Consider the following 14505-nt stretch of genomic DNA (forward strand, 5'->3'; position numbering starts at 1 on the left):
ATGATTATAAAAAAAGTACATCTTTATAAAATTGACATGAAGCTTCTTTCTCCTTTTTCAACAAGCTATGGTACAGTGCAGGATCGAGAATTGATTTTACTTGAAGTAGAAGATGAACAAGGATTTACAGGGTGGGGAGAAGTAGTTGCTTTTTCATCTCCTTGGTACACGGAAGAAACGATTCAGACATGTTTTCATATGTTAGACGATTTTTTAATTCCCTCGCTTCTTCATCAGCAGCTTCAAAAACCAGAGGATATTCAAAAGTTATTCAAACCTCTAAAGCGAAATAACATGGCTAAAGCAGCTTTAGACTGTGCTATATGGGATTTGTATGCAAAGCGGCAAAACAAACCGTTATCTGAAGTAATTGGAGGAGTAAGGTCTGCTGTAGAAGCTGGAGTGGTAGTTGGCTTAAATGATATTTCCATAATGAAAGAACAAATAAAGACTTACATGAAAGATGGTTATAAGCGCTTTAAAGTGAAAATTAAGCCGGGTGCTGACTATGAGCTACTGAAACAAATTCGAGATGAATTTCCAAACATTCCTCTTATGGCTGATGCCAATTCAGCCTATACGTTAAGCGACAGTAATTCATTGAAGAAACTAGATGAATTGAATTTAATGATGATCGAACAGCCGTTAAGTTCTGATGATATCCTTGATCATCGATTGTTACAAAAGCAAATGAAGACGCCAATTTGCTTAGATGAAAGTATTGTGAGCTATGAAGATGCACGTCATGCAATTGAACAAAAAAGCTGTAAGATTATCAATGTGAAAATCGGTCGAGTTGGCGGAATGTCCGTAGCAAAGCAAATTCATGATTTGTGCGCCCAGCATGGTGTAAGACTTTGGGTTGGAGGAATGTTAGAAGCCGGGATTTCACGAGCTCATAACATCGCCCTTGCTACATTGCCTTCTTTCACGATACCAGGTGATATTTCTGCGTCGTCTCGCTATTGGGAAAAAGATATTATTAAGCCCGAAGTAGAAGTAGAAGCCGGAGTAATAAAGGTGAAGGGAAAACCGGGGATAGGATACGAGATTGATAAAAAGTTTATCAAAACAATCACAGCATTTGAAAAAGAATACAAATAATTAAAAACCGTTTTTTTATGAAAAACGGTTTTTTTTATTGAGGTTGTCAATGTTTAGTAGAAAAATAGGACAAATTTTTTAAAAAGAGCACATTGTTCCATCAAGCGTGTCAAAACATGTTATGATGGAATAGTTTGATGAAAAAAGTCGAAGGATTTTATCGTAAAAAACAAAATTATTTTTGAAAATAGGTTGATAGTTTTCTAAGTTGTCCTATATAATGTGTTTATAACATAACACAATATGTTGTTTTGGAATCGGTAATAAAATACTATATTTTGTGTTTTCCAGTGAAAAAGGTGTCTGATAAAAAGACTTAAAAGGGAATTTGGTGAAAATCCAAAGCTGTCCCCGCAACTGTGAATGCTGATGAAATAAGGAAATCCACTGTGAGTAAACATCATGGGAAGGCCTTAAAGTAAAAAGAAGCATAAGTCAGGAGACCTGCCTTTTTTATGTCGTTTTATCTTCTTCGGGAGGTGAGAGGGTAGAGCGAGGATTGAGAAAAGACTTAGTGTCTTCTTCTATCTTCGTTCTATTCGCTCACCGAGGTACGGTGAGCGATTTTTTATTTTGAAGTGAAGAGAGGAGCCATATTTATGGTGAATACATTAAAGCCTACAATTCTACATGAATTAACTGCATATATTGAACGATTAAAAAAAGAATTTACGCAGCTTGATTTTTCTTTGTATGAGGAAAAGGTTATTCAAACTGTTACAGTAAAGGAAAATATGACGGACGAAAAGGTTGCAAACGTACTAATTTTGGCAGCCCTAGAGCGTATTTCAATGGAAGAACCAGATTGGACGTACGTGGCGGCAGACGTCTACTTAAACGAACTATATCGAAAAGCAGCAGACAGCCGAGGTTATGATAAAAAAGAGAAGTACGGTTCTTTTTATCAGCTTATTCAAGAACTAACAAAAATCGGTATTTATAATAAACAACTATTAAAAACATATACAGAAGAAGAAATTAATGAAATTGCTTCAGTCATTATTCCTGAACGCGATCGTTTATTTACATACATTGGATTGTTGACATTAGCAGATCGCTATTTAGCGACATCACATGATAAGCGCGTATACGAATTACCGCAAGAACGTTTTCTTATCATTGCTATGACGCTGATGTCTCAAGAAAAGAAAGAAAATCGAACAGCATTAGTAAAAGAAGCGTACTGGGCGCTTTCTAGTCTATATATGACGGTTGCCACTCCAACACTTTCAAACGCAGGAAAGAGCTACGGACAGCTATCTAGCTGCTTTATTGACACGATTGATGACAGCTTACGCGGTATTTATGATAGCAATACAGATTTGGCCACGCTTAGTAAAAATGGAGGCGGAATTGGTGTCTACCTTGGTCATATTAGAAGCCGAGGAAGTGATATAAAAGGTTTTAAAGGCGTATCATCAGGAACAATTCCATGGATGAAACAGCTAAATAATACGGCTGTAAGTGTCGATCAGCTAGGTCAGCGACAAGGAGCTATTGCCGTATATTTAGACGTATGGCATAAAGATATCTTTTCATTCTTAGACGCGCGTCTGAACAATGGTGACGAACGCCAGCGCACGCATGATTTATTCACTGGCGTATGTCTGCCAGATTTGTTTATGGAAAAAGTAGAAGCACGTGAAGACTGGCACTTATTCGATCCGCACGAAGTTCGTACGCTGATGGGCTACTCGTTAGAAGATTTTTATGATGAAGAAGAAGGCAGCGGTTCGTTCCGCACTCGTTACGCTGAGTGTGTAAACAATGAACAGCTTTCAAGAGAAACAGTTCCTGCTATTGAAATCTTCAAGCGTATTATGCTTTCCCAGCTTGAAACTGGAACGCCTTATATGTTCTATCGTGATACGGTTAACCGAGCTAATCAAAACCGCCACGCGGGTATGATTTACTGCAGTAACTTATGTACAGAAATCACGCAAAACCAGAGTACAACGGTAGTAACAGAGGAAATTACGGAAGATGGAAAAATTATTATTACAAAGAATCCGGGCGATTTTGTCGTATGTAATCTTTCTTCTATTAACTTAGCGAGAGCCGTAACTGAAGATGTGCTTGAACGTTTAATTCCAATTCAAGTACGCATGCTTGATAATGTTATTGAGCTAAATGATTTGCCGGTACTTCAAGCAAAGCTAACGAATCAAAAATACCGCGCGGTGGGGCTGGGCACATTTGGCTGGAACCATTTGCTTGCCTTGAAGAAAATAGCATGGGAGACAGATGAAGCGGTAGCATACTGCGATGAATTGTATGAACAAATTTCTTACTTAACCGTGCAGGCAAGCATGAACTTAGCTAAAGAAAAAGGCGCATATCCATTATTTAAAGGCTCAGATTTTGAGTCAGGCGCTTATTTTGAAACACGTGAATACACAAGCGAAGCATGGAATGAACTGCGTAACGAAGTTCAAAGCAATGGGATAAGAAATGGATACTTAATGGCTGTAGCACCTAATTCATCAACATCTATTATCGCGGGTTCTACGGCAAGTATTGATCCGATTTTCCGTAAGTTTTATTCAGAGGAAAAGAAAAACTATAAAATCCCAGTGACGGCACCAGATTTATCGCCAGCAACAAACTGGTATTATAAGTCCGTTTATTTAATTGATCAGCACTGGAGCATTAAGCAAAACGCAAAGCGCCAGCGCCATATTGATCAATCTATTTCATTCAATTTATATGTACAAAACGATATCCGAGCAAAAGAGTTACTGGATCTTCATATGACGGCATGGAAAGAAAAATTAAAAACGACCTATTACGTACGTTCAACATCAAGTGAAGTCATTGAAGAATGTGAAAGCTGTCATAGTTAAAAGGAGTGAATAATTCATGACAAGCATGTTAAAACGAGAATTAATGAACGAAACAGCTCCGAACCGTTCGACAGGAATCATCAACGGCAAGAGCTCCAATATTCTAAACTGGGATGACGTCCGATTTTCATGGGCGTTCCCTAAATACAAGCGTATGCTAGCTAATTTCTGGACGCCGTTTGAAATTAATATGGGTCAAGATATTAAGCAGTTCCCTCAGTTAACCGCTGACGAACAAGAGAGCTTTCTAAAAATTATTGGCCTGCTGGCGCTGCTGGACAGTATTCAATCAGATTATGCTAGCAAAGTAGCTGATTATGTAACCGATTCTTCGATTAATGCTCTAATGATTATTTTAGCGCAGCAAGAAGTGGTTCATAATCATTCGTATTCATATGTTTTATCAAGTCTTGTACCAAAAGGAAAACAAGATGAAGTATTTGAATACTGGCGCACAGACGAAAAGCTTCGCGCTAGAAATGACTTTATTACAAACGGATATAAAGCATTTAGCGAAGAAGCAACGGTTGAAAACTTTTTGAAGTCTATGGTATATGATGTTATTTTAGAAGGACTTTTCTTCTATAGCGGATTTGCGTTCTTCTATAATCTTGCGAGAAATCAAAAGATGGTGGCGACATCTACGATGATTAACTATATCAATCGTGATGAACAGCTTCACGTTGGGTTATTTGAAAAGATTTTCAAGGAAGTACTAAATGAAAATCCAGCTTATCGTACGGAGGAGCTAGAAACGTTTGTAGTTGAAACGTTCCAAGAGGCAGCTCGTCTTGAAATTGAATGGGCGGAATCTGTTATTGGAGAAAAATTCGATGGCATTACGATGAAAGAACTGCAGCAGTACATTGAATATATGGCTAACAAACGCTGTAATCAGTTAGGCTTCGGTCGAGCTGCTTTCCCAGAAGCACCGATTGAAAACCCTCTTCGTTGGATTATTGCTTATCAAGAGGTAGATTTAGGGAAAACGGATTTCTTTGAACAGAAATCACGACAATATACAAAAGCATCAGATGCAAATGGATTTGATGATCTATAAACACAAAAGCTGACTAATTTCTTTATTGATTAGTCAGCTTTTTTTAATTGAATAAGTCCAAGTTCTAACGCACGTGTGGTAATTAAGTCATCAATTTCTTCTGGAATGTTTTCAAGTGTTCCCCATTTGTATGTCCATAAATGAGTAAACGATTGTACATAGATTGGAAAGGTTTGTTCATTTGCTTTTATGGCTTCTTCTTTAAAAAAATGAATCAGTTGTTCAGTCTTCATATTAGTCTCCTTTTTTATGATCTTGAAGAGAGAAAAAAGACAACCCAGAGGCTGTCCTTTTGCGGGTTACGCTTCAGTTGGCTTGAACGTTTTACAGTCTGTTTCATAGCTGCTTGCTGCATGTTTTCCGCTATGGCTTACTACGTAAATTTCTTCTGCACTGCAGTGATTTCCATTTTTCCAAAAGTGACAGTTATTTACTTCACAAAGAATGTTTTGTTCCAACGTTAACCCTCCTTTGTATGTGATAGCTATAGTATGGTCAAAATTCAACTAACTTATAAGAAAGGTGGTAGACTTTCATTTTAATTGAGAATTTTTATCAATTAAACATTGACAAAGAGAATCATTCTCAATTAAACTGTGTATATAGTAAAGAATACAGGTTGTTGTCAAATCATTAAATGAATAATTAATTGGGAGGGAACAAACATGTCATCAGTCATGGTTGTAGGAGGAGACAGGTTAAAGCATATTACAGATCGTCTAGCGGTAGAAGGATTTAATGAAGTAATTCATTTAGATGGCCGTAAAAGCAATATGGTGAAGCGAGAAATTCCCGAACATATTGGGTTTGTATTAGTTATTACCGATTTTATTAATCACAATATGGCAAAAGTCATTAAAGAGAAAGCAAAAAAACAGCAAAAACCAATTTATTTCGTCAAACATTCATGGAGTGCTATTCGTAAAGTGATTGAGCAAATTTCATGATTTAATTTTTAGCCATTATTGAGAATGAATTTCAAGTAGGGTGGTGAGACATAGATGGAACCGATGAAAGTGCATATAAAGACACTCTCCAATAACCACATCGAACAATTTATTCGATGTCCGTACAAATTTTATCAGCAGCAGCTTCTTTTGAAAAAGACATCTATAGATTGGAAACAGCATGTTCAAGTAACTGTCCATCAAATCATTAAAACATACTATAGCAAGCCAGTTGAGTATCGCTCAAACCTCTATGTTTTACAGCTTATTGAAAAATATTGGCGCCTAAAGCCAAATATGTTTTCATCACCCATTCACTATTACGATGTGTTAGCTAAAGTAAGTGATTATTTACTGCGGTTTTTAGGTGAGAAAACACATGCGGAGCTACCGCTTTTTGTGTTTGAGAAATACAGCGTTTATGTAGAAGAAATTCAAAGCAACCTTTCTCTAACTATTGATTTTGCTGCATGGACAAAGAAGTCTTATACGGTAACAAAATTCATTCTAGATGACCATGAAGAAGTGAAGAACGCAATGAAAGACTTTATTATCGTTTTTTCGAAACAAGCTTTTAAAAAGGTTCCTGAACAAATTCGTTTTTATTCATTATTAACCGGAGAAACAACAACTTATCATATTGCACCAGACGATTATGAAAAAGCCATACTTCAGCTACATATTGTCAAAAGTGTGTTGATGGAACCAAAACATTTTCAAAAGAATTATGCATCCAGTGAGTGTGAAAATTGTCCTCTTAAGCAAGAATGTGATGAAGAAGGGGATGTGCGGCCAACACTGCTGGTGTAAAGGAGCGTCATTTACATGAAGGAAATCTTACTAGCTTATGCGAGTATGTCAGGCAACACAGAAGCGATAGCCGATTTGATCGAAGAAGAATTAGTCAAGCATGGATTGCATGTGAAACGAGCAGAGGTATATGACATTGATGCTTCTGACCTTGTATCCGCAGAATCTATTATCTTTGGAGCTTATACGTGGGGAGATGGAGAGCTGCCAGATGATTTTTTAGATCTTTATGATGAAATGGATGATATAGATTTCAGTCAAAAGAAGATGGCTGTATTTGGTTCAGGTGATTCATCATATGATGTTTTTTGCGGAGCAGTTGATTTAATTGAAGAAAAAATAAAGGGGCGTAACGGAAATATAGCCGTTCCCGGTTTGAAAATCGAGCTCTTTCCCTTTGGAGAAGATGTAGAAAAATGTAAGATATTTGCTAAAGACTTTGCTGAAGTAGTGGCAAAATCTGCTGCTTCATAAGAAAACCCGGTCAGTTCTTGACCGGGTTTTTTAATATGGCTTCTTTTTGCTGTATTCTTTATTATCTTTCATAAATAGACGCCAGAAATAAAAGAATCCAGGAAATAAAATCGCAAAGCCAACAATATACACAATAAATAACGAATGGAACGCATCGGGATGTGTAAATCCATTCTCAATCGTTACGTTTGGATACACGACATACGGTAAGTGACTTCGTCCGTATACGTAACTTGCTAAGAAATATTGAAGGACGATTGATACCACAGCTAAACGAGGCATTCCTTTTCCTTTTTGAGAAGGCAGCAGTAGAGCAATACCAGCTACTACAAATAGACCTACAGATCCGTAAAGAAGAGGCTTAAACTGCATCATTTTATCATATAACCAGCTGGCTTCTGATTGCATTGTAATCATAATAAAGATAGCCATTAGCAGTGAAAGCGGTCCTGTAATGAGCGCATCGCGCCGATAGACCGCATAAGCTTCCATTTCGTCAGATGACTTCGAGTAATCTGCTAATAAAAGAGACGAAAGAAACAGGGAAGAGGTAATGGCAAAACCAATAAATGAATAGACGTGCGGACTTGAAAACACTCTTGCTAAATTTAATCGCTGCGTCCCGTCAATTACATCAATAAATCCACCTTGACTTACTGGCAGTACGGCGATTAAAAAAGCAGGAATTAACACGCCGGATATACCGGATACATAGACCAGTGCTCTCCGATATTTGAAGCTGCTGGCATAGTGTGAAAACACTAAAAATCCGCTTCGAATAGATAAGAGAAGTAAAATGATACTGCCCGGTACTAGTAGCACTGTTCCAAGCGTAAATGTAGCTCGAGGAAAAAAGCTAAACAGCGCAACAACAATCGCAACGATAAATACATTGGTTACTTCCCAAGTAGGCGATAGATATCTGTTTGCTACATCTGTAGCATTTATTTTCGTACGGTTAATATATACCATCGACCAAAAACCAGCTCCAAAGTCCATCGTTCCCATTACGGCATAGATAAAAATGAAGCCCCATATTACAGTAATTGCTAGTAATGAATCACCCATATTCTCACATCCTTTTTAATCTGCTTGCGCAGCAAGCTCTTTAGAAAGCGGATTTCTTCTGAAATAAAACACCAGTACAAGGGCGACTGCGGCCACAAGTACGATATAAACAAGCAAAAATAAAAAAAATAAAATATGCAAATTAGCAGAAGTGGTAACTGCTTCTGATGTACGCATGATGCGGTAAATGACCCAGGGTTGTCTGCCTGTACATGCAAAAATCCATCCGAATTCAATGCCCATGATCGCGAGAGGGCCCGTCGCGACAAATGCCCACATGAAAACTTTAGGGAAGCTTTTCTTCTTTAAAAACTTGTACCAAACAACGCCAACTAGCGCCACTAAAATTAAAATTGATCCGATAATGACCATACCGTTAAACAAGGTATGCACAAAAAGCGGAGGCCAATAATCTCTAGGGAAGTCATTGAGTCCAGTAATCACTGTATTAAAGCTATTACCCGACAAGAAGCTGAGCATCCATGGAAACTCAATTCCATACTTGACTCGCTGTTCTTTTTCATCTGTAAATCCGCCTAAAGCTAATGGCGCATGATCTTGCGTTTCAAATAGACCTTCAGCTGCTGCAAGTTTTTCAGGTTGATATTCGTATACTTTTTGCATAGATTCATGTCCATTCAAAGCCGTTACAAAAGAGAAAATCCCGCCGATTACTAATCCCATCATCAACGCTTTATGATGAAACTTATATTCTCTTGGATTATGTTTTCGCGCACGAAGCATTTTAAAGGCAGCTACTGAAGCAATGACAAAGCCTCCGGTCGTATAAGCAGAAACAGCTACGTGACCGGACGTTACAAAGAAGCTCGGATTAAAGAAAGCTGCCCAAGGATCTACGCTTACAATGTCTCCATTTAAAATTCGAAAGCCAGCAGGTGTTCCTTCAAATGCGTGCACGTTGGTAATTAAAACGGCAGAGGCAAGTGCGCCTATTGCTACTAGAACCAGACTAATAATCCGCATCTTTCGAGAAATACGGTCCGCTGCGTATACATAAATGGAGAGAAAAAGAGCCTCAATAAAGAAAGCATAAATTTCAATTTGAAAGGGAAGAGCCATCACTTTTCCTACGATTTCCATAAAACCTGGCCAAAGCAACGCTAATTGCACACCAGCAATCGTTCCTGTGGGAATGGCGACCCCAAGCAAGACAGCAGCTCCTTTTGTCCATCGTTGTGCCATAAGTTCATAATCTTTATCTTTTGTTTTGTAGTAAAGAGTTTCAGCCAATAAAATCATGAGAGGAATGCCGACGCCAAGAGTGGCAAAAATGATATGTACCCCCATGTTCAGACCAAACATTGAACGTGCAGTAACTAAATGATCCATTCATTTTTCAACCTTTCCAGTAAAGTATTGATAAACCTTATTGTCCACTTTTTACCACAATTTATGCATCGGAATTGGTAAAACATATCACTTGAAAATAGTAATCATTACGATTATAATAAGTGTATATTGTTTTAAAGGAGAGATATTTAATGAAAACAAATATTCATCCAGACTATCGTAAAGTTGTATTTATGGATACAAATAGCGAAACATCATTTTTATCAGGATCTACAAAACAATCAAATGAGACCGTTCAGTGGGAAGATGGCAACACGTATCCGCTTTTAAAAGTTGAAATCAGTTCGGATACACATCCCTTTTATACAGGAAAACAAAAATTTGCTGATAAAGGCGGCCGTGTAGAACGCTTTAAGCAAAAATATAAATTACAATAAAAAACTAGCCGAGAGGCTAGTTTTTTTATTAATATAATGCTTTTTTCAACGTATCAATGTTGTGCTGCATAATCGAAAAATAATCTTCTTTATTTTTAACATCGTTTTTTGTTAATGACTCTAAGTTATGAAGTGTTAAAGGTTGAGCTCCCACTTCATTTTTAACAAGCGTAGACACTTTAGGCTTTAAATTTTGGTCAAAGATAAAGTATTTGATATGATCTTTTTTTGCTTGTTTTACGATGTTTTCTAATTGTTTTTGAGACGGCTCATTTGTAGGAGATAAACCAGCTACGCTAATTTGCTTTAAGCCGTATCGTTTTTCCCAGTAGCCGTAGGCTGCATGTGATACTAAAATTTCTTTATGAGGTGCGTCGCCAATGGTTGTTTTTAGCTCTTGGTCTACATCTTCAAGCTGGGTCTTCAACGTTTGGAAGTTCTTTTCAAATTCTGCTTTTTTATCCGGTTTTAATTCAACAAGTTCATTTTTAATATTTTCTGCTAATTGAATGGCCAAAACAGGATCAAGCCAAACGTGAGGGTCTGTATCTCCGTGGTTATGTTCTTCTTCATGTGCATGTTCGTCCTCGTGGGCATGCTCATCTTCAGAACTCTTTGCTAGTTCAATTCCTTTTGCAGCTTCTACTAAGGCGACATCTTCATTCTTTAGCGTAGACTGTGCTTTATCTGCAAAGCCTTCAAGCCCAATTCCTGAGTAAACGAATGCGTCCGCGTTTGCGATTTTGACCATTGTTTTTGTGGTAGGTTCAAATGAGTGAGCATCTACACCGGTTGGTAAAATGCTTTTAGCTTCTACATATTTTCCGCCGATTTTTTGAGTGAAATCCTGTAAAGGGTAAATTGTTGTGTAAACTTCTAATTTTTTGTTTTTATTATCAGATGCGTTATTTGCACTGCTTGAACTGCACCCTGCAAGGGTTGTTCCAATTCCTAATGCCAGCACCATTAAAAGTGGTTTGAATTTCATTATGTTGCTCCTTCCGTTCGTATCGTAACCATTTATGGCCTCTGTTATTATATCGTAATTATTACGATTTGAAAACTAAAAATTTACGCACTTACCGTAAACTTCGGAAGAGGATCTTTGAAAGCAGCCCAATCCTGATTCATTTCCTCAGTTGTCAGCAAACAGCGGTCTAATGTTTTAATAATTTCGTCTTCGTTCATATCAATACCAATGAACACAAGTTCGTTAATACGGTCTCCAAATTGCTCATTCCATTTTGCTCGTAATTCAGGTTCTTCTTTTAAGGTTTGTTCTCTTTCCTCTGCTGTGTACGTCGCCACCCATTCACCCGCTCCTTGAATCATAATGGACGTACCCGCTTGAGAAAGAAGTCCTGCCATATTATTACGCGAAGCAAGCCAGAAAAATCCCTTTGCACGTACAATATCAACCGGCCAGTTCTCTAACCATTTCATAAAGCGTTCAGGATGAAGGGGACGATTCCTTCTGTATACAAAAGAAGAAATACCGAACTCTTCCGTTTCTGGCGTATGGTGTTCTTCATTTAATTCTTTAATCCATCCGGCTCCTTGACTAGCTTTTTCAAAGTCGAATAAGTCGGTATGAAGTATGGATTCAAGGCTTACCTCACTATTAGTGGTTTGGATAACAGTGGCTTCTGGATTTAATTTGTGAAGAACAGCCTCCAGCTCATCTGCATCATCTTTTGTTAACAAATCAACTTTGTTTAATAAAATGACGTTTGCAAATTCAATTTGATCGATTAATAAATCAATCACTTCTCTTGTATCGTTTTCATCAGTTCCTTCTTTGCGGTCTAATAAGCTTTCGCCGGATGAAAAGTCTTCCCAAAAGCGATTAGCATCTACTACAGTGACCATCGTATCTAACGAACATTTCTGAGTTAAATCAATGCCAAGCTCTTCATCAATATAAGTAAATGTTTGAGCAACAGGGATCGGTTCGCTGATTCCGGAGGATTCAATGACAATATAATTAATATCACCATTGTCAGCTAGGCGTTCTACCTCTTTCATTAGATCGTCTCGGAGCGTACAGCAAATACAGCCATTTTGCATTTCAACAAGTTTTTCTTCTGTTCGAGAAAATTCCCCTTGTTTAACTAAGTCTGCATCAATATTTACTTCGCTCATGTCATTGACAATGACCGCGACCTTTAACTCTTCTTTATCTTTTAAAATATGGTTCAAAAGCGTTGTTTTACCTGAACCAAGGTATCCGCTTAAAACGGTAACGGGAATTTTTTTCACTGTTTTAACCTACTTTCTTGTCTTTAAATAATAACGATTACGATTTAACACTTTTCATCTTATAGGAAAAAGTATTATAATACAAGAAAGAATTTTTTTATGAAGGAGAAGACAGCAAATGAGCTTATTACAAGATGTTTTAGAATTCAACAAAAAATTTGTAGAAGAAAAGAAGTATGAACTTTACGAAACAAGCAAATTCCCTGATAAAAAAATGGTTATTTTATCGTGTATGGACACAAGATTGGTAGAATTGCTTCCGCACGCTTTAAATCTGCGTAACGGAGACGTGAAAATTGTTAAAAACGCAGGAGCACTTGTTTCACATCCATTTGGAAGTATTATGCGAAGCATTTTAGTAGCTGTGTACGAGCTTCAAGCCGATGAGGTATGTGTAATTGGTCACCATGACTGCGGAGCAGGTAAACTTCAGGCGGAACCTTTTTTAGAGAAAGTAAGAGCAAAAGGCATCTCAGATGAAGTTATTAATACCATTGAATATTCTATGGACTTGAAACAATGGTTAACGGGTTTTGATTCAGTGGAAGAGACTGTTCAGCATAGTGTAGAGACAATCCGTAATCATCCTCTATTTTCAAAAGATACTCCTGTACATGGACTAGTTATTGATCCAAATACAGGAAAGCTAGATGTTGTTGTAAATGGGTATGAAGCAATCGAAAACAACTAAAGCCTAGTGTAATTTTTTCTCAGGTACTTCATCGATGCCACCCGGATGGAACGGGTGGCATTTTAAAATACGTTTTACAGTCAAATAAGAACCCTTTACGGCGCCAAAGCGTTTAATGGATTCAACTCCGTACTGGGAGCAGGTAGGGTAAAAGCGGCATCTTGCCGGAAGAAAAGGTGAAATTCCTTTTTGATACCCTTTTATAAGTAAAAGCAAAAGCTTTGCAATCATTTATTATCACGTTCTTTCTTTCGTGTTTGCTCATACTATAAGGGATAGAAGGAATAAAAAGCAACTAAAAGAAATAAAGGTTATTAAATGGATGAAATATATCGGAATTGCATGTTATGATAGGTGAAAGAAGAAAAAAGGAGTGGTATTATGCCATCAGTAGAAAGTTTTGAGCTAGATCATAATGCGGTTAAAGCACCTTACGTAAGACATTGCGGTGTTCACAAAGTGGGAAGCGACGGCGTTGTAAATAAATTCGATATTCGTTTTTGCCAACCAAACAAACAAGCAATGAAGCCGGACGTTATTCATACGTTAGAGCATTTATTAGCTTTTAACATTCGTACTCATGTAGAAAAATACGATCACTTTGATATTATTGATATTTCCCCTATGGGATGTCAAACGGGATACTACTTAGTAGTGAGCGGGGAGCCCACTGTACGTGAAATTATTGATTTGTTGGACGATACGTTAAAAGATGCAATTAACATTACTGAAATTCCAGCAGCAAATGAAAAACAGTGCGGTCAAGCAAAACTTCACGACTTAGAAGGAGCAAAACGCTTGATGAAGTTCTGGTTAGAACAAGACAAAGAAGATTTAGAAAAAGTATTTGGCTAAAAATAAGCAGTCCGCTGGGCTGCTTATTTTATTTGGAAAAAGATGAAGAAGTTTCTCCGAGTCTAAAGAAAGGGAAATGTCTCTTTTTATGAAAAAAATGTTTTAATCAACTAAAAAAGGGTACAACTATACTATATAAAGAGTTCATAAAGGAGCGAACAACATGGCAGCAAATGTAAATGAAATTGTTAATAAACAAGTGGCAAACTTTAGTGTAATGTACATAAAACTTCATAATTTTCATTGGTACGTGAAAGGTGAACAATTCTTCACTCTTCATGAAAAGTTTGAAGAGCTGTATACGGAAACAGCTACAATTATTGATGACCTTGCAGAACGCCTCTTAGCATTAGAAGGAAAACCTGTGGCAACAATGAAAGAATCGTTAGAACTTTCTTCTATTAAAGAAGCGGATGGAAGCGAAACGGCTAAAGACATGGTTGCTTCTTTAGTAAGCGATTTTGATACGCTAACTGCTGAATTAAAAGAAGGAATGGACGCAGCCGGTGAAGCGGGCGACGAAACAACAGGAGACATGCTGTTAGCCATCCATCAAAGCTTAGAAAAGCATACGTGGATGTTAAAATCATTCCTAGGAAAATAATTAAAACCTGCGAGTAATCGCAGGTTTTTTTATGATAAGATG

17 protein-coding genes and 1 riboswitch are annotated in these 14505 nt (G+C 37.4%); of the genes, 10 read left to right on the forward strand and 7 right to left on the reverse strand.

Going from position 1 to position 14505, the window contains the following annotated elements; genetic code table 11:
* From menC to SB717_RS06035, 3 genes are all read left to right on the forward strand, one after another.
* Entirely contained in the window at positions 1-1104 is a 1104-nt protein-coding gene (menC, locus tag SB717_RS06025; protein WP_410903454.1) for an o-succinylbenzoate synthase, read from the forward strand.
* A 280-nt stretch (positions 1105-1384) separates the two neighbouring features.
* A riboswitch (cobalamin riboswitch) is annotated at positions 1385-1570 on the forward strand.
* A gap of 133 nt (positions 1571-1703) precedes the next feature.
* On the forward strand, positions 1704-3947 hold the full coding sequence (locus SB717_RS06030; protein WP_144645969.1) for a ribonucleoside-diphosphate reductase subunit alpha: 2244 nt from the start codon (positions 1704-1706) through the stop codon (positions 3945-3947).
* 16 nt (positions 3948-3963) lie between these two features.
* The gene (locus tag SB717_RS06035; protein ID WP_013059560.1) at positions 3964-5007 is read left to right on the forward strand and encodes a ribonucleotide-diphosphate reductase subunit beta; all 1044 of its coding nucleotides are present in this window, start codon (positions 3964-3966) and stop codon (positions 5005-5007) included.
* A gap of 29 nt (positions 5008-5036) precedes the next feature.
* Here the strand turns inward: SB717_RS06035 and SB717_RS06040 are convergent, their stop codons facing one another.
* Together SB717_RS06040 and SB717_RS06045 are read right to left on the reverse strand one after the other, a co-directional pair.
* Positions 5037-5240 carry a hypothetical protein gene (locus tag SB717_RS06040; protein ID WP_074677897.1) on the reverse strand — a complete coding sequence of 68 codons (204 nt, stop codon included), beginning with the start codon at positions 5238-5240 and terminating at the stop codon, positions 5037-5039.
* A gap of 66 nt (positions 5241-5306) precedes the next feature.
* Complete coding sequence (locus tag SB717_RS06045) at positions 5307-5465, reverse strand: DUF1540 domain-containing protein (protein ID WP_013059558.1); 159 nt, start codon at positions 5463-5465, stop codon at positions 5307-5309.
* Positions 5466-5672: 207 nt separating this feature from the next.
* On the opposite strand from SB717_RS06045, the gene SB717_RS06050 reads away from it, so the two are divergent.
* From SB717_RS06050 to SB717_RS06060, 3 genes are read left to right on the forward strand one after another with little or no spacing between them, the layout of a single operon-like run.
* Complete coding sequence (locus SB717_RS06050) at positions 5673-5954, forward strand: DUF2325 domain-containing protein (RefSeq protein ID WP_074677895.1); 282 nt, start codon at positions 5673-5675, stop codon at positions 5952-5954.
* Between the two features lie 54 nt (positions 5955-6008).
* Positions 6009-6764, forward strand: coding sequence for a hypothetical protein (locus tag SB717_RS06055; RefSeq protein WP_312035991.1), 756 nt, complete (start codon positions 6009-6011; stop codon positions 6762-6764).
* A 15-nt stretch (positions 6765-6779) separates the two neighbouring features.
* Positions 6780-7238 carry a flavodoxin gene (locus SB717_RS06060; protein WP_410903455.1) on the forward strand — a complete coding sequence of 153 codons (459 nt, stop codon included), beginning with the start codon at positions 6780-6782 and terminating at the stop codon, positions 7236-7238.
* 30 nt (positions 7239-7268) lie between these two features.
* Here the strand turns inward: SB717_RS06060 and SB717_RS06065 are convergent, their stop codons facing one another.
* The gene (locus SB717_RS06065; protein ID WP_074677891.1) at positions 7269-8306 is read right to left on the reverse strand and encodes a cytochrome d ubiquinol oxidase subunit II; all 1038 of its coding nucleotides are present in this window, start codon (positions 8304-8306) and stop codon (positions 7269-7271) included.
* A gap of 15 nt (positions 8307-8321) precedes the next feature.
* Positions 8322-9656, reverse strand: coding sequence for a cytochrome ubiquinol oxidase subunit I (locus SB717_RS06070; RefSeq protein ID WP_410903456.1), 1335 nt, complete (start codon positions 9654-9656; stop codon positions 8322-8324).
* A 152-nt stretch (positions 9657-9808) separates the two neighbouring features.
* On the opposite strand from SB717_RS06070, the gene SB717_RS06075 reads away from it, so the two are divergent.
* On the forward strand, positions 9809-10054 hold the full coding sequence (locus SB717_RS06075; RefSeq protein ID WP_410903457.1) for a type B 50S ribosomal protein L31: 246 nt from the start codon (positions 9809-9811) through the stop codon (positions 10052-10054).
* A gap of 28 nt (positions 10055-10082) precedes the next feature.
* On the opposite strand, the gene SB717_RS06080 is transcribed toward SB717_RS06075, so the two are convergent.
* The gene (locus SB717_RS06080; protein ID WP_264134572.1) at positions 10083-11042 is read right to left on the reverse strand and encodes a metal ABC transporter substrate-binding protein; all 960 of its coding nucleotides are present in this window, start codon (positions 11040-11042) and stop codon (positions 10083-10085) included.
* An 83-nt stretch (positions 11043-11125) separates the two neighbouring features.
* Positions 11126-12313, reverse strand: a complete 1188-nt coding sequence (locus SB717_RS06085; RefSeq protein WP_410903458.1) for a GTP-binding protein — start codon at positions 12311-12313, stop codon at positions 11126-11128.
* 118 nt (positions 12314-12431) lie between these two features.
* Between SB717_RS06085 and SB717_RS06090 the strand changes: the two genes are divergently transcribed.
* Positions 12432-13004, forward strand: coding sequence for a beta-class carbonic anhydrase (locus SB717_RS06090; protein WP_014457956.1), 573 nt, complete (start codon positions 12432-12434; stop codon positions 13002-13004).
* Between the two features lie 3 nt (positions 13005-13007).
* Here the strand turns inward: SB717_RS06090 and yidD are convergent, their stop codons facing one another.
* Positions 13008-13235: a membrane protein insertion efficiency factor YidD gene (gene yidD, locus SB717_RS06095; protein ID WP_074677882.1), complete on the reverse strand. Its 228-nt coding sequence runs from the start codon at positions 13233-13235 to the stop codon at positions 13008-13010.
* A 150-nt stretch (positions 13236-13385) separates the two neighbouring features.
* On the opposite strand from yidD, the gene SB717_RS06100 reads away from it, so the two are divergent.
* Both SB717_RS06100 and SB717_RS06105 read left to right on the forward strand, forming a co-directional pair.
* Positions 13386-13859, forward strand: coding sequence for an S-ribosylhomocysteine lyase (locus SB717_RS06100; RefSeq protein WP_013059547.1), 474 nt, complete (start codon positions 13386-13388; stop codon positions 13857-13859).
* Between the two features lie 163 nt (positions 13860-14022).
* Positions 14023-14463, forward strand: coding sequence for a Dps family protein (locus SB717_RS06105; RefSeq protein ID WP_013059546.1), 441 nt, complete (start codon positions 14023-14025; stop codon positions 14461-14463).
* Positions 14464-14505 lie beyond the last annotated feature (42 nt).

Source organism: Priestia sp. SIMBA_032 (assembly GCF_046535215.1).
Lineage (GTDB): Bacteria > Bacillota > Bacilli > Bacillales > Bacillaceae_H > Priestia > Priestia aryabhattai.